The organism is Corynebacterium sp., from assembly GCF_012837295.1.
Classification (GTDB): domain Bacteria; phylum Actinomycetota; class Actinomycetes; order Mycobacteriales; family Mycobacteriaceae; genus Corynebacterium.
This window is the reverse complement of sequence record NZ_DURI01000095.1, coordinates 1-18,281: the sequence shown is the minus strand read 5'-3', so window position 1 is coordinate 18,281 and position 18,281 is coordinate 1. Positions and strand designations below refer to the sequence as shown.

The following is an 18,281-nucleotide window of genomic DNA, read 5'->3' as shown; positions in this document are numbered from 1 at the left end:
GGCGCCGGGCTACGGCGACGACGCCTACGCCGGTCGCGGCGGCAATTACGACGACCGCGGTGGCGCCTACGACGACCGTGGCGCCGACTACGACGACCGCGACCGCCGCAATCGCCGGGACGACGGCGACGACGGGCGCAAGGGCGGTTTCGGCAAGGGCGCGACGATCATCGCGGTGACGGCGATCATCGCCATCGTCATCCTGGTGGCGCTGATGTTCCGCTTCCTGTCCGGCGACGACGAGTCGGCCGACCCGACGGGGACCACGCCGCCGCCGGAGCCGAGCTCGACGACGTCGGAAACGCTGTCGCCGGAGGAGTCGACGCCGACCTCCGACCCCATGCGCGACGAGCTCGACCGCCTGCGCGACGAGGTCAACAGCCTCCGCGAGACGCCGCCGGCCATCCCGGGCCTCGGCGGCGGGGAGGTCGTCGAGGCGACGGTGCCGGAGGCGGTCGGCAAGTCTCCGGCGGAGGTCGAGCTTGCTTTGCGACGCGCCGGTTTCGGCGACATCACGATTCTCGACGCCAACGGAAACACGACCAATTCCCTGTCGGCGCTGACCGGCACGGTGGCGACCATCGATCCGCCGGCGGGCACGGCGACGACGACGGATCAGGCGATCACCATCACGCTGGAGTGATCACTCTGAGGTGATCGAACCCCCGAAACCCTCCTCACCTTTCGACCGGCCCCCGCCACACCCTTTTCCGTTCACCGCCCGGTGATGCGGATGGGGATGCGGCGGGGGCCGAAATCGCCGGGGCCGGCGGCGTCGTAAAGCCCGGGAACCGTCGTGCCGCACTGCGGGCACGACCCGCGGCCGGAGGCGTCGGCGAGCAGCTGGTAATCGACCATGCGGTACCAATCGCGGACGATGACGGGGGCGTCGCAGCCGGGGCAGAAGGTGGTGTCGCCGTCCTTGTCGTGGACGTTGCCGGTGTAGACGTGGCGCTCGCCGGCGTCGCGGGCGATGTCGCGGGCGCGGCGCAGGGTCGTCGGCGGGGTCGGCGGCACGTCGCGCATGCGGTTGTCGGGGTGAAATGCGCTGAAGTGGTGGGGGACGTCTGGGCCGAGGTTGGCGACGATCCAGTCGGCCATCGCGCGGATTTCGGCGTCCGAGTCGTTGTGGCCGGGGATGAGCAGGGTGGTGACCTCCACCCACGTCTCGGTCCCGGCCAGCCAAACGAGGTTGTCGAGCACGACGTCGAGGTCGGCGCCCGTGATGCGCCGGTAGAACTCCGGGGTGAACGCCTTGAGGTCCACGTTGACGGCGTCCATCGCGCCGAAGAAATCCTCGCGCGCGCTTCCCGCCGCGTCCTCGGCATAGGGCGAGACGTACCCGGCCGTCACTCCGACGGTGCGCACGCCGCGGTCGCGGCAGGCGGCGGCGATGTCGATGGCGTACTCGGCGAAAATGACCGGATCGTTGTACGTGAATGCCACGGACGCGGCCCCGGCGGCGACGGCGGCGTCGGCGATGACCTCCGGCAGCGCGGCGTCGGTGAGCGTGTCCACCTGCCGCGACGTGGAAATCTCGTGGTTCTGGCAGAACTTGCAGCCCAGGTTGCAGCCGGCGGTGCCGAAGCTGAGCACGGACGTGCCCGGCAGGAAATGGTTGAGCGGCTTCTTCTCGATCGGATCCAGGCAAAACCCCGACGACCGCCCCCACGTGTCCAGCACGAGTCTGCCGCCGTTGTTGGCGCGAACGAAGCAGAAGCCGCGCTGCCCGTCGCGCATGCGGCATTCGCGCGGGCACAGCAGGCATTGCACGCGGCCGTCGTCCAGCACGCGCCCCCACCGCGCGGGGTGGGTGCCCAGGGTTTCCGCGTGATTGCTTGACGACGCCGACCTCATCGTCCTTCGCCCTCCTCCCAGGATTGGACCGTGTAGCCGCTCAGCCGCCAGTCGTCGCCCCAGCCGGTGGAGCCGGCGTCGGCGGCGAGACCCGCCTTCGCCTTGAGGTGCCGGACGAACTCCGTCGGGTCGGGCAGCTGTTCCCACACCTGCGGCAGGAACGTGCCGCGGCGACGCGGGGGTGCCGGATCGAGTCGCATGCGGAAGCGGTCGAGGGCGGCGCCGGCACCGTCCCGTGTGGGGGAGCCGGAGAGGATCGCGCCGTCGACGTGCGGGCGCAGGGCCGCGATGGCGTCGGCTTCAGAAGATGCGTCGAGGGGCTCCGGCGCGGAGAGCACCGAAACTTCGACGCGGATGCCCGGCAATTCGTCGGCGGTGACGGCGGGGAAGCGGGGATCGTGCAGCGCCGCATCGACGGCGTGGGCCGCGATGTCCGCGCCGAGGGGCCGGGTGGCCTCCAAGGAACCGATGCAGCCGCGCAGCCGTCCGTCGACGGTGAGGGTGACGAAGGACGCGCCGTCGTCCATGAGCCACGGGTGGCCGACGAGATCGCCGAAACCGCCGTCCGGATCGGCGGGGTCGGGGCCGCCGGCCAACCGGTGCTCGAGGACGGCGCGGGCGTAGGCGGGAAGGCGGGAACCGATCGGATCGAAGCGCACGGCGGGGTAACCGACGACGCGGTGGGGATCGCCGTGGGGGACGTCGGCCGAGGTGGCGCGGTCCACGACGGTCGCCGCCCATCCGGCGCGGCGGGCGAAGCCGAGCAGGCCGTTGATGGGGATCGCCCCGCATGCCGAACGCGGCGGCAGCGGCGCCTCGAGCGCGACGATCCGGTCGAGGGTGCCGGAATCGACGGCGACGGCCTCGTCCTGCGTCAGGAAGTGGGAGAGATCCGAGCTGATGATCAGCAGCGTGTCCTCGTCCGCCATGACGGCGGCGACGAGTTCGGTCATTTCCTCGACCGTCGCATCGCCGGCCACCAGCGGAAGCACCGGCAGCTCCGGGGCGAGGACCTGCAGGAAGGGCAGGTGCACCTCGACGGAGTGCTCGTGGGCGTGGACCCTCGGCGAGGTGACGAGCAGCTCGGGGAACGTCCCCGACAGCCGCTCCCGCAGCGTGTCCAGCAGGCCGGCGGGCGTCGCGACGGTTCCCAGCGGGGTCTCGAACGCGTCGACTCCCGCATCGGCGACTCCGCGCACGGGCACCCGGTGGGCGGGGCCGATGACCACCGCGCGGGCGAACGCGCCACTCGACGCTGGCCCATCAGGCGGTGGCCCGCCGAGCAGCGCGTACCCCGTCGCGGTGACGCCTCCGGAATAGACGTAGCCCGCGTGGGGGAGGATGAGGGCGCGGGGCGCGGGGCCGTCGTCAAGCGGGGGCCGGGCCTCCGCGAGCAACCGCTCGACCTGCTGCCGCAATTCCCCCGGGTCCGCGGGGTAGAACATGCCCGCGACGGCGGGCGGGCGCGACGGTGAGCTCGGGTTTCCGTGGGATCTGCTGGAGAACATGGGACACCTCCGATGCCCCCAGGGTACGTCGCGGCCCGGATCGGGAGGGCGGGCCGCCGTGGATCGGCGGTCCGATCCGCGGCGGGCGATAAAGTCACGGGCATGAATGCTCCCGCCGCACGCGAGTCGATCGACCTCATCCGCCTCTGGTCCGGGCAGGCGCAGCGGGTGCTCGATGGGCGGGCGCGGATTGCCGCGACCGCCGGGCAGGCGGCCGCCGAACTGACGGGGCGCACGGTGCCGGTGAAGGTCGATGGCGACGTCGCGTGGCGCGTTTTGCCCGTCGATGCGGCGGCGCTGCTGCGGGCGGGCGAGATCGTGCGGCACCGGTGGCTGGCGGGCATAGGGGCGGAGGAGGCGCGGCTCATCGATGAGCTCGCCGGGCCCGCGGCGACGGCCGTGCGCGAGACGTGGGCCGCCGAGGGCTGGCGCAGGTTCTTCTCGCGGCCCGATGCGCGGGCCGGCGCGGATAGGGCGGTGGCGTACCTCGGCGACGTCGTGGACCGGGCGCGGCGCCGTGACTTGCCGGCGTTGCTCGGCCGCCTCGAGGTGGAGGCCACCGCTGCGGCGCCGCAGCTGGTGCCGACGGACCTCATGTACCCCGACGTCGGGGTCACCGGTTTGCTTTCCGACGGCTTGCCTCCCGGTTTCGGGGCGCCCGAGCTCGTCTCCGGCGCGGACGTCGCCGCCCTGCCCGGGGCGCTGTCGGCGCTGTCGGGGGCGCTCGAGACCGAGCGGACCACCCGCGTCGCGGCGATCGCCGCGGGAGAGCGGCTGCGGAGCCGGGCCACCGATCAGCTGCTCGAGGGGCTCGGCGTCGAGGCGCTGCGCGACGTCACCCGGGACCGGCTGCGCATCGCGCCCATCGAGGACGCCGGCCTGCGGACCGTCGGGGCGGTGCTCAAGGCGGGGTCGTCGCTGGCCGACGTTCCGGGCATCGGGGCGGACTCGGCGCGGAAGCTCCTCGGCGCGGCCCAGACGCTGCGGCAGCAGATGATGGACGACCAGCCGTTGCTCCTCGATCCGTCGGCGCGCACGCCGGAGGCCACCGACGTGCTGCGTCAGCTGCGGCGGTGGGAGATCGCGCGCGGCCCGCTGCGCGGCCCCGACGGGTCGACTGCGGCGGTGGCGCTGGCCTCGCTGGCGCCGGTGATGGCACCCGGCGTGGGCGACGCGATGGTCTTTCCCACGTCCGGCCGGGGGATCCCGGAGTTCCGCGCCGCCGTCGCCGGGGTGTTGAGACTGGCCGAGGTGCTGCGAGGGTCCGTCGGCAAGCTCATTGGCCCGGATGCGGGCGCGGACGACGGCGGCGCGCCCGCGAACGCCTCCGACGATGAGCTGCGGGCGGATTTCCGGGCGCGGCCCGCCGACTACCAGGCGCTGGCGGCGCAGCTGGGGTTGCTGCCCGACGAGGGCGACCGCGTGCACGGCGATCTGCCGGAGGAGATCATCGCGGCCATTCGCGGGATCGACCTGGACACCCGGTTCCTGAAGGCCTCGCTGCGCGGTTACCAGGATTTCGCGGCGCGGTTCGCGCTGGTGCAGAAGAAGGTGCTCATCGGCGATGAGATGGGCCTGGGCAAGACCATCGAGGCGCTGGCGGCGCTGACGCATCTGCATGCCCGCGAGAAGACGCATTTCCTGGTGGTGTGCCCGGCGGCGGTGGTGTCGAATTGGATCCGCGAGGTCGAGTCGAAGTCGCGGCTGGAGGCGCACCGCCTGCACGGCCAGGCGCGGGACTTGGCCATCGACGAGTGGTTGACGCGCGGCGGCGTCGCCGTGACCACGTACGGGACGCTCGGGTCGGTGCGGGATCGCGTCGTCGGGTGTCCCGGGCTGGCGTGCGTGATCGTCGACGAGGCGCACTACATCAAGAATCCGGGCGCCAAGCGGTCGCAGCTGCTGGCCGGCGTGATCGAGCAGGTCGAGGGCGCGATTCTGCTGACGGGCACTGCGCTGGAGAATCGCATCGACGAATTCCGGACGCTCGTGCGCTATTTGCGGCCGGATCTGCTGGAGGGGGAGCAGGACGTGCCCGTCGCCGAGTTCCGCGAACTCGTCGCGCCGGTGTACCTGCGGCGCAACCAGGCCGACGTGCTCGACGAGCTACCCGAGCTGGTCGAGGTCGACGACTGGGTCGAGGCCACCGGCGCCGACGACGCCGCGTACCGCAAGGCCGTCGACGAGGGGAACTTCATGGCCATGCGCCGCGCCGCGTACGTGGCGGGTGCGGGGTCGGCGAAGATGGAGCGACTCATCGACATCGCGGAGGAGGCCCGCGACAATGGCCGCCGCGTGATCGTGTTCTCGCACTTCCGGGACGTGTTGGACTCGGTGATGGTCGCGCTCGGCGACGTCGCGGTGGGGCCGCTGACAGGAGACGTGCCGGCGGCGCGCCGCCAGGAGCTCGTCGACGAGTTCTCCGCTGCCGAGGGTGGGGCGGTGCTGGTGTCGCAGATCGTCGCCGGCGGCGTGGGCCTGAACATTCAGGCGGCGTCCGTCGTCGTCATCTGCGAGCCGCAGCTCAAGCCCACCACCGAGTGGCAGGCGATCGCCCGGGCCCACCGCATGGGCCAGCTGGAGTCGGTGCAGGTGCACAGGCTGCTTCTGGAGGATTCCGTCGACGCCCGGATACTCGAGATCCTCGCCCGCAAAAAGCAGCTTTTCGACGAGCTGGTGCGCGTGTCCACGACCGCCGAAGCCGCCCCCGAGGCCTACGACGTGTCCGAGGCGGAACTCGCGCGCGAAATCATCGCGGCCGAGCGGGAGAGGCTGGCGGGAGCGGGGAGTGCGGTCCCGGAAGCAGGCATCGAAGCGGCCGAAGAGACCGGTGACGCGGTGGACGGGGAGGCTCCGGGAGAGGCCGGGGAAGAACCGGCCGACCCGCCGCGACCTGCGGATTAGCCCACCATGCCGACAATGTTGTAATCTGTGGCAGTTGCCGTTGAACGGCAGCGGCGGACTGTGGCGCAGCTTGGTAGCGCACCTCACTGGGGGTGAGGGGGTCGCAGGTTCAAATCCTGTCAGTCCGACCAGGTTTTTCAAATGCAGTTCGTCACGGCTGCGACCCGGTGGAGAGTTCCTCTCCACCGGGTTTTTCGTTTTTCCTTTACGGATCGAATGGAACTGTAATGACAATGGTGTAAGGGGGCGCTATTGCCATTTCCTTCGTCGAAGAGTCATGCACATTTGGGGTGGGTGAAGGGGAGATCGGAATTGGGTCATTTAAGGGCTCTTCACGATTTAGAGTGCGTTGACCTCCACGATTTTGCCGTCGGACTACAATGACCGTTTCCCTGGTCAGCAGCAGAATGCCGTGGGTCCGCAGAACAAGATCGTCGGCTCCCCGTACTTGCAGGACGTTCCCATGCGCGGATTCAATGACGGCCTCCAGTGGTCCTCGGGTGATGCCTGTGACCAGGCGGCGGTGGCGTTGGTGTGCAGTGCCGACGAGCCGCCGAGCGAATCGACGGAGCCGAGTACGGATCCGAGCGAAAGCACGGACCCGAGCGAGACGAGTGAGCCGTCCGGAACGAGTGAGCCGAGCTCGACCAGTGAGCCGTCGGGTACGAGTGAGCCTTCGAGCTCCAGCGAGCCGAGCAAGACGAGCGAACCGTCCGGTACGAGTGAGCCGTCGACGTCCGAGCCGACGACTCCGGGTGGTTCGGTGACCACGACCACCGGGCCGGATGGGAAGACGACGGTGAAGACGACAACGTCCGGTCCGGATGGAAAGACGACGGTGAAGACGACCACCACGGGCGCGGACGGCAAGCCGACGGTGAAGTCGACGGTGAAGTCGACTCCGCGGGCGGGTGCCGGCCAGGCGAAGCCGCCGTCGGGTGGGTCGAAGCTGCCGGTGACTGGCGTGGAGATCGCCGGGTTGGTCGTCTTGGCGGGTGCCACGATTGCCCTGGGCATGGCTCTGGTGACCTGGCGGCGCAGGAAGGCCGGCCGGAAGTAGGAGATTGCAGGTAGGGGAGTAACACCTCTCCGCTGTACGCAAGGGTCCGCCGACGGCGTCGGCGGGCCCCTGCCGCGGTTTTCGGCGCGGGATCCCGGTGACATCGACGCGTTACACTTCGTGACTTTCGGTAAAACTTGCAGAAACCGCTATCCTTAGCGCTATTCTTCACAACCATCCACCCGCCGCCCCGGCGGGAACGTACGCCGGATCGGGTTGCGGTGACGACGCTTCGTCCTCGCCGCGCCAACTCCCGCACGGGCCCGCGCCGGCGATCCCAGGAGGAAAAGATGACCCAGATTTCGACCCGACACGAGAAGATCGCCCGCGACTTCGCGGCCGTCGCCGACCGCGTCACCAAGTGGGACGCGCCCACCCCGGTCCCCGAATGGGTCGCCGGCGACATCGTCGAGCACCTGCTCACCTGGTTCCCCGCGGTCCTCGAGTCGTGGGGCGGCCCGACCTTGAAGGACATCCCGTCCCGCGGTCTCGCCGAGCGCTGGCGCCTGCGCACCGTCGAGGTGCAGAGCCTCCTCGACGACCGCGACCTGGCCGGCACCGTCATCGAGTCCGGCGATTTCGCGGGCATGCGCCTCGACGAGGCCGTCGACCGCCTGTACACCGGCGACATCTTCATGCACACGTGGGACCTGGCCAAGGCCGCCGACATCGAGATCCACCTCTCCGGCAGCTACGCCACCGGCCTGCGCGAGGGCCTGGCCGCCATGGGCGAGAACCTGCGCGCCTCCGGCCACTTCGGCCCGGCCGTGGAGACCGACTCCGAGGATCCCGTGGACCAGCTCGTCGCCTTCATCGGCCGCGATCCGCAGTGGTCGGCGCCGTCGCTGGCCTCCGCGACCAGCTAGCCCGAGCCGACCCCGGCCAACAGGCGGGCCAGGTCACCCTCGTCGCCGCGAAATGCGTTGACGTCGACGGTGAAGCCCGCCACCGACCCCCGATCCGTGAATTGCCACAGGTCGGGGGTTCGGCCTCGAAAGGGGCGCCAGGCACGGTGGTCGTCGCCGGGGTAGGCGGACGACCCCTCGTGCCCGCCGCCGGCAGTCGCACCCTCGTGCCCGCCACACCCATCCTCATCGCCCTTCAACGCACCACCCGGCCACTGCGCGAGCCACAGGCCACCGGGCACCTCGCACGGTCCATCGCCGAACGCGGGGGACCGGCGCAGCCGCCAGTAGGACCGCGTCGCGTACATCCCGGCGCACCGAACGCCCTCGGCCTCCAACGCCCGCGCCGCCGCGACGACGTCATCGACTCCCAGACGGTGCGGAACGGTCTCGACGTCGAGCCAGACCGCCGGTGCGTCGTCAAGCACAGTGCCGAAGGCGGAAACAAGCTGCTTTGCGACGACCCGCGCCTGCTCCCGGAAAGTCGTTCCTTCCAGGGGATGGCGCACATACCAATACGCGCCCACGAGCAGCCCGGATCGCCGGGCGTCGGCGACGTGCGAGGCGAACACCGGATCGGCGTACGTGCCGTCGCAGGCGCGCACGATGGCGAAGCGGTGGCCTGCTGCGGCCGCCGCGGACAACGGCAGGCCGTCCTGCCACTCGCTGACGTCGACGCCGGTCAGGGTGCGGGAATCGATGGCGGACCTACGCCGCGGAGTCGGTGTCCGGCGCGACCTGGTGAATCTGCAGCAGATTGCCGAAACCGTCGTCGAACACGGCGCGAACCATGCCGTCGGGAAGCTCCTGCGGCTCGACCGTGAACGCCACGCCGGCCTCGGCCAGGCGCGCGTGCTCGGCTCGGACGTCGGCGACCTCGAAGGTGTTCATGGGGATGCCGTCGTCGTACAGCGCCTTCTTGTAGGGGCCGACCGCGGGATGGCCGTCCGGCTCGAGGACGATCTCCGGCCCATCCGGGTCCTCCGGGGCGACGACGGTGAGCCAGGAAACCTCGCCCATGGGGATGTCGTGCTTGACGCGGAAACCGAGGACGTCGACGTAGAAGTCGCGCGCCGCCGCCTGGTCGGGGACGAAAATGCTGGTGAAGACGATGCGCATGGCTACCGCACCACGATTCCGTCGGAGTCCGCGTAAACCATGTCGCCCGGCACGAAGTCGACGCCGCCGAAGCTGACCACGACATCGCGCTCGCCGGAGCCGGTCTTGGTGGACTTGCGCGGGTTGGTGCCCAGCGCCTTGCAGCCGAAGTTCATCTCGCCGATGAGCTTGGAGTCGCGCACCGCGCCGTGGACGATGACGCCCGACCAGCCGTGATCGCGGCCGAGCGCGGCGATGACGTCGCCGACCAGCGCCGTGTGCAGCGAGCCGGACCCGTCGATGACCAGGACGCCGCCGTCGGAATCCTCGGACAGCACCGCCTTGAGCAGCGCGTTGTCCTGGAAACAGCGGACGGTGGAAATGCGGCCGCAGAACTCGCGCGCGCCGCCGATGTCGCGGAACTGCGTGTCGCAGCTGCGCACGTGCGCGCCGATTTCGTCGACCAGGTCGGCGGTGGGGATGAACTGGACGTCGCCCATGGTGGCCTCCACTTTCGAGTCAGTGATTCTGCGGGTGTCTCGCACCAACATTGCCAGAACGCGCCGGACAAATGGTGCGTTAGGCTGGATCGTCGTAAGGACCCGCGCTGGCCCCGGCCGCCCGCGGGTGCAATCGGCCGGACGGAGGCGCACGTGGCGGGTATGGGTTGGTTCTGGAAGGCCCTCGGCGGGAAGCAGAGCCGCGATCAGAAGCGCAGCGTGTCGCTGGTGGCCCGGGCCGCGGAGCTCGAGCCGGAGCTGAAGGGGCTGTCCGACGCCGAACTCGCCGACCGTGCCCGCGCCAATCGCGACGATGCGCCGGAATTGCTGGCCTGCCTGCGCGAGGTTGCGGAGCGCGCCACCGGGCTGCGGCCCTTCGACGTCCAGCTGCAGGGCGCGCTGCGCCTGCTGGAGGGCGACGTGGTGCAGATGGCCACCGGCGAGGGCAAGACCCTGTCCGGCGCGTTGGCCGGCGCCGGTTTCGCGCTGCGCGGCGAACGGGTGCATTCGGTGACCGTGAACTCGTACCTGGCGCGCCGTGACGCCGAATGGATGGGGCCGATCTTCGAGTTCCTGGGGCTGACCGCCGCATCCGTCGACGAGGCCGACGACGCCGACGTCCGCCGACGCGCCTACGCCGCCGACGTCGTCTTCGTCGCCGTCAACGAGCTCGGCTTCGACGTCCTGCGCGACCGCTGCGCCATCGACGTCGCCGATCGCGTCCAGCAGCCGGCGCGGGTGGCCATCATCGACGAGGCCGACTCGGTGCTCGTCGACGAGGCCCTCGTCCCGCTGGTCCTGGCCGGTTCCGCGGAGGGCGAGGCCCCGGCCGGCCGCATCACCGACATCGTCCGCCGCCTGGCCAAGGGAGACGACTTCACCGTCGACGCCGGCCGCCGCAACGTGTTCCTGACGGACACCGGCGCCGCGCGCGTCGAGCGGTTGCTGGGCATCGATTCGCTTTACGACGAAGCCAACGTCTCCACCACCCTCGTGCAGGTCAACGTCGCCCTGCACGCCCGTGAGCTGCTGCGCCGCGACGTGGACTACATCGTGCGCGACGGGAAGGTGGCGCTGGTCGATTCCTCCCGCGGGCGCATCGCCGATCTGCAGCGCTGGCCCGACGGGCTGCAGGCGGCAGTGGAAGCGAAGGAGGGGCTCGACGTCTCCGGCGGCGGGCGGGTGCTGGACACCCTGACCATCCAGCAGCTGGTTGGACGCTACGAGATCACGTGCGGCATGACCGGCACCGCCGTCGCCGCGGGCGACCAGTTCCGCGAGTTCTACGGGATGCGGGTTTCCGTCGTCGAGCCGAACGAGCCCTGCGTCCGCGACGACGAGCCCGACCGGATCTACGCGACTCACGAGGACGCCTTCGCCGCCGTCGTCGACGAGGTCATCGAAGTCCATGGCCGACGCCGCCCGGTGCTGGTGGGCACCGGCGACGTCGCCGAATCGGAGCGGCTGGCCGAGGCGCTGGCCGAGCGCGGCATCGATGCGGCGGTGCTCAACGCGAAGAACGACGAGGCGGAGGCCGCCGTCATCGCCGAAGCCGGCGCGCCGGGGCGGGTCACCGTGTCCACTCAGATGGCCGGCCGCGGCACCGACATCCGATTGGGCGGTCGCGACGAGGCCGACCGGGACGAGGTCGTCGAACTCGGCGGGCTGTGCGTCATCGGCGTCGCCCGCCACCGCACGGGGCGACTCGACGGGCAGCTGCGCGGACGCGCCGGCCGCCAGGGCGACCCCGGGTCCAGCGTCTTCTTCGTGGCGCTCGACGACGACATGGTCGTCGAAGGCGGGGCGGGGGAGGAACTGACCGTCACTCCCGAGGCCGACGGCCGCATCCGCGACCCGCGCGCCGCCGCCCACGTGGACCGGGCCCAGCGCGTCACCGAGGCGACGATGCTGTCCATTCACGCCACGACGTGGAAGTACAACAAGCTCATCGGCGACCAGCGGGCGATTCTCGACGACCGCCGCGAACGCCTGCTGACCACGGATCTGGCGTGGCGCGAACTGTCCGAGCGCGAGCCGGAGCGCGCCGCCGAGGTCCTCGCCGACGTGCCCGAGGACGTGGCGGAGGGCGCGGCCCGCGAGATCGCCCTCCATCACCTGGACATGGGCTGGTCGGAGCATCTCGGCGATCTCGACGACCTCCGCGAGTCCGTCCACCTGCGGGCGCTGGCGAAGGAGAGCCCCATCGACGAGTTCCACCGCGCCGCCATTTCGGCGTTCAAGAACCTCGCCGCCGAGGCCGTCGACGAAGCCGCGAAGAGCTTCCGCGAGGTGACCATCACCGCCGACGGCGTCGACCTCGATGCGGAGGGCATGGGCCGGCCGAGCTCCACCTGGACGTACATGGTCAACGACAACCCGTTGTCCGGCGGAGATTCGGTGGTCGGCTCGGTTGCGGCCATGTTCCGTTGAGGGAGTCGCCCACACCCGTCCGTCGCAACGGCTATGATTTAGAGCGTTACAGGAAATCGGACGATTATCCGGAGGATGTGCAATGACGAACAACACCGGCAAGCCTGAGGCTTCGGTTGAGACCACTTCGGTCTTCCGCGCCGACCTGCTCAAGGAGATGGAGTCCGGCGCCGGCCAGGACCCCGCGGTGCCCGGAGTCGAGGGGCTGCCCGAGGGTTCGGCGCTCCTCGTGGTGAAGCGCGGCCCGAACGCGGGATCCCGCTTCCTGCTGGATCAGCCGGTGACCACGTCGGGTCGCCATCCCGACAGCGACATCTTCCTTGACGACGTCACGGTGTCGCGCCGCCACGCGGAGTTCCGCATGGAGGGCGACAAGTTCGAGGTCGTCGACGTGGGATCCCTCAACGGCACCTACGTCAACCGCGAGCCGAAGAACTCGGCCGCCCTGTCCAACGGCGACGAGGTCCAGATCGGCAAGTTCCGCCTGGTCTTCCTCACCGCCCCGAAGTAGACACCAGGAAGTACCACCGTCGTGGCAGCCGTTCCAGCTTCCGCCCCCGACTCCGGGGCAACCTCCCCGCGGACCCGTTCCGCGGGGAAGATGTCCATCGGCGCCGTGCTCTCGGAGCTCCAGCAGGAGTTCCCGGACGTCACGGTGTCGAAGATCCGTTTCCTCGAGTCGGAGGGCCTGATTTCGCCGTCCCGGAGCCAGTCCGGGTACCGGCGATTCGCCCGTGCCGACGTCGATCGTCTCCGCTACATCCTCACCGTCCAGCGCGACAATTATCTGCCGCTGAAGGTGATCAAGGAGCAGCTGGACAACATCGACGCCGGCAACGTCGCCGCGGTCGGCGAGGGGCTGGCGTCGGTGACCCCGCTGGTGACCCCGGATCAGTTCCGCGAGTCCGCGGTGGTCCACCTGTCCCGCGCGGAGTTGGCGGAGCGCGCCGGCATCGACGAGGAGTTCCTGGGCAGCCTGGTGCGTGCCCGGCTGCTGTCGCCGGACGCGATGGACTGCTTCGACGGCGATGATCTGGCGCTGGCCACCACGGCCGGCAAGCTGCGCGAGTTCGGTTTGGATGCTCGGCACATGAAGACCGTGCGCACCGCCGCGTCGCGCGAGGCCGACTTGATCGGCCAGGCGGCCGCCCCCATGGCCCGTTCCAAGGGCGACGGCGCCCGCCAGAAGGCGGAGGAAATGGCCCGCGAGATGACCGCGCTGCTGGTGACCCTGCACGGCACCCTGCTCAAGCGCCAGGTCAACGACGACCTCGGCCGCTGACGGGTAGCCTGCCCACATGGATGAATTGGTGGAGGTCGAATCCCGCGGCATTCTGGTCCATGAGCCGGAAGATCACCCCGTGCTGCTGTTGTCGTGGCCCGGCAGCGGCCGCGTGGTGCCCGTCTGGATCGGCCCGGCGGAGGCGGCCTATCTCGCGGCACGCGAGGCCGGCATGACGCAGAACCGCCCGTGCGCGCAGGACGTCGTCGTCGAGATGGCGGAGTCGACGGGCAATTCCATTGAGCGTGCCGAGGTCACGGGGTATCACGAGGGCGTGTTCATCGCCGCGCTGGTGCTCTCGGACGGCGGCCGGGTCGATTGCCGTGTTTCGGATGCCGTTGCCGTGTGCGAGATCGCCGAGGCTCCGCTGCTGTTCGCGCGGGAGATCCTCGAGGCTGCGTCGGTGCCGGCGGGATCGCTTTTCGACGACCCCGAGAACCCCGGCGACGAAGAAGAGGAGTCGGTGGAGGAGTTCGCCAGGTTCCTCGACGAGATCGACGCCGCCGATTTCATGGGCGAGTCCGGTGGCTCCGAGGGGGCGGGCGGCTCCGGCGGGAATGGGGATTCGCGTGGCTCCGATGGCGCGGGCGAACCGGGGGACAGGTAGCCGTCGTCAAGCGATGGCGCGCGTCCGACTCCGTCGTGGCGGGCGAATTGGGGGACAGGTGGGCGTCGTCAAGCGATGCCCTGCTTCGCCGAGCCATGTCCTGCTTCATAGAACGAGGCCGTTCATCGTCAAGCGATGCCCTCTTTCGTAAACCAGTGATCGCCTGACGTTCAGGCGCCCGAATGTGTTACTCGTGTGACTGGATGTGACTCGAGTGTCGGGTGTGGCACCCCCGATCACCCCCGAAGCCTGATCCTTGACTTGAGCGGCAAAAGTGCATGTCGCCCTCCAGCTCGGCGCTCTGAACTGCGCTTTTGTAATTTCAAAACTCTGAAGCTGAACTTCAGGTTTAGACCTGCGGCGTGTCGGCCGAAATGCTGTTGACAGTGCCCTACCCTTGGCGAAAGATAAACGACAACAGTGGAACTACCAGGGGAGAACATCACCATGGCCGACGATCGCATCGCTGATCGCCAGGACTCCGACCACGCCGCCGCCGACAACGTCGACGCGGGCGTGCAGGAGTCGCTGTTCGACATGGGCCCGGACGAGGAAGTGGGCTACCGCGTGCCCATCGCCTGCCAGGCCGCCGGCATCACCTACCGCCAGCTCGACTACTGGGCGCGCACCGGCCTGGTCGAACCGTCGATCCGCAACGCGCACGGCTCCGGCTCGCAGCGCCTGTACTCCTTCCGCGACATTCTGGTGCTCAAGATCGTGCGCGGCCTGCTGGACACCGGCATTTCGCTGCAGAACATCCGCCTGGCCGTGGATAAGCTCCGCGACCTCGGCGTCGATGATCTGGCGACCATCACCCTGGTCTCCGACGGCCGCACCGTTTACCAGTGCCGCTCGAACGAGGAGGTCATCGACCTGCTCAACGGTGGCCAGGGCGTGTTCGGCATCGCGGTGCCGGGCATCATGAAGGAGCTCGCCGGCTCCATCGCCAGCTTCCCGTCCGAGCGCGTCGACGGCACCCAGGTCGAGGCGCCCGTCGACGAGCTGGCCGCCCGCCGCCGTCGCCGCATCGGCTAGACACGGCACAAGCCCCCTGGCGAAAGCGCCCCGCACCTCCCCGCGGGGCGCTTTTCGAGTGTCGGGAGTAGGTGCGCGGCTCCCGTCCCCTTTGCGCGCAGGTACATGGCGCGGACGAGGGTCGGACTTGAACCCCATTGGCCCCACCAGTGTCGCGTGGTGGTGATCGTCGGTGGCGCGTTCAACACCACGCCGTACGCATAGGAATTTCGGGGCGCGTACGGCGGCGTCTTGAAGACTCGAGGGGAGTTTTCTTCAACACCGCGCCGTAGGTGGTCTGCGCGATGGCCGCGTACGGCGGCGTATTGAATCCGTGGGCTCGGCCCCATCATCGGCGTGCAATTGCGGGCCGCTGACCTGCACGGATGGAAAAGTGCGCCCTAAGGCCCGTAGAGCGGTTGAGCACACCGGGGCCACCGTGGATGCCGCCGCGCCCGTCTAGAGGCCCATGGTGCGAACCGGGTTCGGGCTACAGATCAGGGCCCGGCCGGAGTCCGGCCTAAAGGCCCATGGCGCGGACGAGCGCGGCAGTGAGATCGGAGCCGGCGGAGCGGATGGATCCGCCGGTTTCGTCGGCCAGTCGCCGGAGCTCGGCGCGGGTGCCGGAATCGGCGTCGGAGTCGGCTTCGTCGCCGAGGACCACGACGTCGACGCGCACCGGACGGTCCCCGGTGGCGGAAGCGACGATGCGGTCGACGGCGGCGCGGGCATCGTCGCCCGACGCATCGGAACCCGAGGTGATGAGCACGACGCGGTTGGCCACGCCCGGCGACCAGGCTTCGGAGACGTATCCGACGGCCGGCTCGACGGAGCGCCACACCCACGGCTCGCCGCCGGTGCCCAACTGGCCGAGCACCTCCGCGGACCGGTCCTTGGCGCCCGCGCCGAAACGGACGTTGGGACGCACCGGGCTGATCACGCCCTCGGACATGGGGGAGGAGTAGTTCCACAGGGCCACGCGGCGGCCTTCGCCGTCGATCGCGCGGTCCAGAAGCGGAGTCAGCGCGCCGCGTACCGCGTCGAGGTCCATGCCCTCCGAGGTGTCCAGCAGCACCAGCGTCGATCCGGCGGGCTCGGTGGCCGCGGCATCGTCGGCCGGGGCGGCACGGTCGGAGCCAGCGTCGTCGCCGCGTTCGGCGCCCGGCTCACCGGCTGCGCTCTCCGGCACATCGGTGGCGGCGCCGGCGGCCGGGTTCGTTTGGCGCGCGGCGATCTCCGGCAGCAGCTCGCCGGCGGCACCGTCGAGCGGGGAGGCCGCGGCACTGTCGTCGCCGGGCTCGGCGGCATCGACGCCGCCGTCTTCCCGGGCGAACTCCACGAACTCGGCGGCCGCGCGGGCGTTCGTCTCGTCGATCGGGCCGCCGGAGGTGAAGGCGACCATGGGCGCGGACAGGGCGGGCGAACCGTCGGGGGAGATGAAGCTCAGCCCCTCGGAGCCTGTCTTCGTCGCGGCGTCGACCATCGACCGGGTCGCGCTCACGGCGTCGTACCCCTCCGCGGTGCCCTTCGCCAGCTGGCCGAGCAGCGCCTCGGACGTGAAGCTGCCGCCGGCGGTGATCCGCCCCTCGGACGCGGCGAGGCGCTCGGGAGCCCCGGCGTTCGGCATCAGCCGGGCGTTGACCACGGAGGAGACCACTGCATCGGGGCCGCCGGGCGTGGCGATGACCAGGTCGTCGGCGCTGGCGATGTCCTCCCACACCTTGCCTTCGAGGTCGGCGGCGCGGTCGGAGGCCACCGCCAGGCCGACGGGCTGGGGATCGAAGCGGGCGGTTTCACCGTCGACGCCGACCACTCCGGCGTCGCGCGCGGCCTCGATGAAGGAGTCGTCCGCCGGCACCCACACTGCGGGCAGGACCGGCATGATCCCGCCGGTCGCCGCGCCTCCGCCCTCACCGTCTCCCGCGCCGTCATCGGCTCCGTGCGCGCGGATCGCATCGAGGATCTGCTGCGAACCGTTGACGGTCACCTGCGGCCGCACGCAGTAGTCGCGGACCACGGGGCCGGTCTCGGCCCACTTCGTGGCCTGCTCGCGAACCGCACCGGCGACGGCGGGGTCGGCGGTGACGATCAGCGTCAGGTCGCCCTTCGAGCAATTCGACTGCGCCCCGAGTTCGTCGCGGTCGGCGGCCCGCAGCGCGAACCAGGCGACGATCAGGGCGCCCACGAGCACCGCCACGAGCAGCAGGATCAGCGGCGCCTTGGCCACGCGGTAGTTCGGCTTGCCGTCGGAATGCCTGCCCACGGTTGCTCAGCTCCTCATGGATGGGGTGACCGCGATGGATGGTGACTGCGGTGGAAGCGTTCGCAGCCCACTCTAGCCCGGAAAGGACCTCGCCAATCGGAGCAACTCGGTGCGAATCGGCGCGGCGCGTTCCGCCAATTCCCGCTGTCGGGCGACGTATTCGGCCTTGCCGTCCGGCGTCTCGATGCGCACGGGCGCGAACCCGTGGTCGGCGAGATCGTAGGGCGACGCCTCCATGTCCAGGCGGCGGACGTCGCGGGCGAGTTCGAACGCGTCGAGCCACAGTTCGCCGGGGACGAGCGGCCCGAGCTTGGTGGCCCACTTGTACAGGTCCATGTTCGCGTGCAGGCATCCGGCCTGCTCGCAGGAGGATTGCGTGGCGCGGGTCGGGCGGTTTTCGTTCAGCGGCACCGCGTCGGGCGTGAAAAAGCGGTAGGCGTCGTAGTGCGTGCATCGGACGCGATGCTTGTCGACGACGTCGTCCGTCCCCGAGCGGCCCAACCTCAAGGGCACGGCGTGGCGTTTCTCGTCGGCGCGGTAGACCATCGCCCATTCGTGGAGGCCGAAGCAGTCGAAGTGGGCGTCGTTGGCCAGCGTTCCGGCCAGGAGGTCGGCGATGTAGGAGATCGCTTCACCGCGGCGCTCGGCGTGGGCGGCGTGGTCGAGGCGGGCGATGCCGTCGCCGCCGGCGCGGAAATCGCGCAGGTGCGCGACGTGCTCGGCGGCGCGGGGATCGTCGGCGCCGGCCAATGCGACCCCGAGACCCGGGGCCCATCGGCGCAACGTGCCCGGGCGGACGGGGTAGTACTCGAAGAGGAAGTCCCACACGGGATGCTTCCGGCCCCGCGACCGG

The 18,281-nt window shown here is 70.3% G+C and carries 17 protein-coding genes and 1 tRNA gene; 10 read left to right on the top strand and 8 right to left on the bottom strand.

What is annotated here, in order from left to right; translation table 11 throughout:
* Positions 1-643, top strand: a 643-nt coding sequence (locus tag GX015_RS03165; protein WP_291342744.1) for a PASTA domain-containing protein, incomplete at its 5' end; no start/stop codon positions are given.
* 71 nt (positions 644-714) lie between these two features.
* On the opposite strand, the gene amrS is transcribed toward GX015_RS03165, so the two are convergent.
* Both amrS and amrB read right to left on the bottom strand, forming a co-directional pair.
* Positions 715-1,857 (bottom strand): AmmeMemoRadiSam system radical SAM enzyme, encoded by a 1,143-nt coding sequence (gene amrS, locus GX015_RS03160; RefSeq protein WP_291342742.1) that lies wholly within the window; start codon positions 1,855-1,857, stop codon positions 715-717.
* Positions 1,854-3,365 carry an AmmeMemoRadiSam system protein B gene (amrB, locus tag GX015_RS03155; protein ID WP_291342740.1) on the bottom strand — a complete coding sequence of 504 codons (1,512 nt, stop codon included), beginning with the start codon at positions 3,363-3,365 and terminating at the stop codon, positions 1,854-1,856. The genes amrS and amrB overlap by 4 nt, the downstream gene beginning before the upstream one ends.
* A gap of 102 nt (positions 3,366-3,467) precedes the next feature.
* Here amrB and GX015_RS03150 point away from each other — a divergent pair, with 102 nt between their 5' ends.
* Positions 3,468-6,269, top strand: coding sequence for a DEAD/DEAH box helicase (locus tag GX015_RS03150; protein WP_291342738.1), 2,802 nt, complete (start codon positions 3,468-3,470; stop codon positions 6,267-6,269).
* Positions 6,270-6,323: 54 nt separating this feature from the next.
* Positions 6,324-6,400: transfer RNA gene (locus tag GX015_RS03145), tRNA-Pro, on the top strand.
* A gap of 265 nt (positions 6,401-6,665) precedes the next feature.
* Here GX015_RS03145 and GX015_RS03140 read toward each other — a convergent pair.
* Positions 6,666-7,124, bottom strand: a complete 459-nt coding sequence (locus tag GX015_RS03140; RefSeq protein ID WP_291342737.1) for a hypothetical protein — start codon at positions 7,122-7,124, stop codon at positions 6,666-6,668.
* On the opposite strand from GX015_RS03140, the gene GX015_RS03135 reads away from it, so the two are divergent.
* Together GX015_RS03135 and GX015_RS03130 are read left to right on the top strand one after the other, a co-directional pair.
* Positions 7,108-7,329, top strand: a complete 222-nt coding sequence (locus GX015_RS03135) for an LPXTG cell wall anchor domain-containing protein (protein WP_180965755.1) — start codon at positions 7,108-7,110, stop codon at positions 7,327-7,329. The two genes, GX015_RS03140 and GX015_RS03135, sit on opposite strands and share 17 nt — an antisense overlap.
* A gap of 290 nt (positions 7,330-7,619) precedes the next feature.
* A complete protein-coding gene (locus GX015_RS03130) occupies positions 7,620-8,195 on the top strand; it encodes a TIGR03086 family protein (protein WP_102214506.1) in 576 nt (191 codons plus the stop codon).
* On the opposite strand, the gene GX015_RS03125 is transcribed toward GX015_RS03130, so the two are convergent.
* Genes GX015_RS03125 through rraA form a run of 3 tightly spaced genes read right to left on the bottom strand, consistent with a single transcriptional unit; the run spans position 8,192 to position 9,832 of the window.
* Positions 8,192-8,920 (bottom strand): glycoside hydrolase family 25 protein, encoded by a 729-nt coding sequence (locus GX015_RS03125; RefSeq protein ID WP_291342746.1) that lies wholly within the window; start codon positions 8,918-8,920, stop codon positions 8,192-8,194. The two genes, GX015_RS03130 and GX015_RS03125, sit on opposite strands and share 4 nt — an antisense overlap.
* 22 nt (positions 8,921-8,942) lie before the next feature.
* Entirely contained in the window at positions 8,943-9,353 is a 411-nt protein-coding gene (locus tag GX015_RS03120; protein ID WP_102214510.1) for a VOC family protein, read from the bottom strand.
* 2 nt (positions 9,354-9,355) lie between these two features.
* Positions 9,356-9,832, bottom strand: a complete 477-nt coding sequence (gene rraA / locus GX015_RS03115) for a ribonuclease E activity regulator RraA (protein ID WP_102214543.1) — start codon at positions 9,830-9,832, stop codon at positions 9,356-9,358.
* A 153-nt stretch (positions 9,833-9,985) separates the two neighbouring features.
* On the opposite strand from rraA, the gene secA2 reads away from it, so the two are divergent.
* From secA2 to GX015_RS03090, 5 genes are all read left to right on the top strand, one after another.
* Positions 9,986-12,262, top strand: a complete 2,277-nt coding sequence (gene secA2 / locus GX015_RS03110; RefSeq protein ID WP_291342731.1) for an accessory Sec system translocase SecA2 — start codon at positions 9,986-9,988, stop codon at positions 12,260-12,262.
* 82 nt (positions 12,263-12,344) lie between these two features.
* Positions 12,345-12,773, top strand: a complete 429-nt coding sequence (odhI, locus tag GX015_RS03105) for an oxoglutarate dehydrogenase inhibitor Odhl (RefSeq protein WP_291342730.1) — start codon at positions 12,345-12,347, stop codon at positions 12,771-12,773.
* Between the two features lie 21 nt (positions 12,774-12,794).
* The gene (locus tag GX015_RS03100; protein WP_291342728.1) at positions 12,795-13,544 is read left to right on the top strand and encodes a MerR family transcriptional regulator; all 750 of its coding nucleotides are present in this window, start codon (positions 12,795-12,797) and stop codon (positions 13,542-13,544) included.
* Between the two features lie 16 nt (positions 13,545-13,560).
* Complete coding sequence (locus tag GX015_RS03095) at positions 13,561-14,151, top strand: bifunctional nuclease family protein (protein WP_291342726.1); 591 nt, start codon at positions 13,561-13,563, stop codon at positions 14,149-14,151.
* A gap of 537 nt (positions 14,152-14,688) precedes the next feature.
* Positions 14,689-15,186, top strand: coding sequence for a MerR family transcriptional regulator (locus tag GX015_RS03090; RefSeq protein ID WP_291342745.1), 498 nt, complete (start codon positions 14,689-14,691; stop codon positions 15,184-15,186).
* A gap of 499 nt (positions 15,187-15,685) precedes the next feature.
* On the opposite strand, the gene GX015_RS03085 is transcribed toward GX015_RS03090, so the two are convergent.
* Both GX015_RS03085 and GX015_RS03080 read right to left on the bottom strand, forming a co-directional pair.
* Positions 15,686-17,428: a vWA domain-containing protein gene (locus GX015_RS03085; protein ID WP_291342724.1), complete on the bottom strand. Its 1,743-nt coding sequence runs from the start codon at positions 17,426-17,428 to the stop codon at positions 15,686-15,688.
* A gap of 72 nt (positions 17,429-17,500) precedes the next feature.
* Positions 17,501-18,281: 3-methyladenine DNA glycosylase (locus GX015_RS03080; protein WP_291342723.1), on the bottom strand; the 781-nt coding region annotated here is incomplete at its 5' end.